The following is a 1,393-nucleotide window of genomic DNA, read 5'->3' on the forward strand; positions in this document are numbered from 1 at the left end:
CGCCAGATAGCGATTGGCTGGCTGTGACTGTGCGAAGCCGGGGATCATGGTCTGACGTGCCGCCTCGAACGCGCCCCATTGGCCAGCATCGTGAAGCGGCGGGATGGTGACAGGCTCACGTCGGTCGAAGCCGACGAGCGCCGCGTCCACCAGATCGTCGACCGCCATCACGCCCGTCAGCGTATCGACATCGACGCCGGCATGACCCCAGAACTCGGTGCGGGTCGCGGAGGGAAGGACCGCCTGCACATAGACGCCTTGGGGGCCGAGTTGGAGGCTGAGCGCCTGTGACAGGTACAGGACGAAGGCTTTGGTCGCGCCATAGACCGGCATGCCCAACTCCGGCGCCAGGCCGACGACCGAGCCGATGTTGATGATCGCGCCTTCGCCCGCTCGCGCAAGACGCGGGGCAACGGCATGGACGAGCCGCACCAGTGCGGTCGTGTTGAGCGTCATAAGCTGGTCGATATCGTCCGCCGACTGCTCGGCGAAGGCTCCCGCCAGGCTCGTCCCGGCGTTGTTGACGAGGATGCCGATCCGCGCATCGTCGCGAAGCCGCGTCTCGACCGCCGCGCGCTCGCCGGTATCGGCCAGGTCTGCCTGGATGATGTCGATCGCAACGCCGTTCTCACCCCGCAGGCGGTCAGCCAGCGCCTCCATCCGCGCCGTGTTGCGTGCGACCAGCACCAGGTTATGGCCGCGGCGCGCAAAGCGCGCGGCGTAAGCAGCGCCGATTCCGGTGGAGGCGCCGGTCACGAGGACGGATGGTATGGCGGTCATGGCATTGCCCTTTCTCGGCGTCGAAGCTATATTCATGATGCTAGTCATCAATAGCGCTAAATATGATAGCAATCATGATAATGTCAATGGCGCACGGAGAACGTCGGAAATGAAAGTGAGCCGGGAGCAGATGGCGCAGAACCGCAGCCGTATCCTGAGTGAGGCGGGACGCCTGTTTCGCGAGAAGGGCTTCGATGCGGTGAGCGTCGCAGAAGTGATGAAGGCCGCAGGTATGACCCACGGCGGCTTCTATGGGCATTTCCGATCGAAGGACGATCTGATCGCACATGCGATCGGTAGCGCCGTCGGCAGTCAATCAGCGACGGCCGATATCAGCGCATGGATCGACAGCTATCTGTCGGCACCCCATCGCGACCATCCGGAACTGGGCTGCCCGATGGCCGCCCTGGCGGGTCTCATGCGGCAACAGGCCCCCGAAGCACGCGCATCCATGGCGCAGGTTCTCACCGTACAGATCGACACTCTTGCTGATACCATGCCTGCGACTGATGCTGCCAAGCGCCGCCGGGCGGCGATCGGCAGTTGGTCGGCGATGGTCGGCGCGCTCATCCTCGCCCGATCGATGGATGACCCGGCGCTGTCCGACGAACTG

Annotated in this window: 2 protein-coding genes; one reads left to right on the forward strand and one right to left on the reverse strand. The window is 64.5% G+C overall.

What is annotated here, in order from left to right; all coding sequences use genetic code 11:
- Positions 1–780 (reverse strand): SDR family NAD(P)-dependent oxidoreductase (locus ACX3P1_RS28080; protein WP_459083075.1); only part of this gene is annotated, 780 nt, incomplete at its 3' end.
- Between the two features lie 109 nt (positions 781–889).
- Between ACX3P1_RS28080 and ACX3P1_RS28085 the strand changes: the two genes are divergently transcribed.
- Positions 890–1,393: TetR/AcrR family transcriptional regulator (locus tag ACX3P1_RS28085; protein ID WP_459083077.1), on the forward strand; the 504-nt coding region annotated here is incomplete at its 3' end.

It is taken from the genome of Mesorhizobium sp. A623 (genome assembly GCF_054489405.1).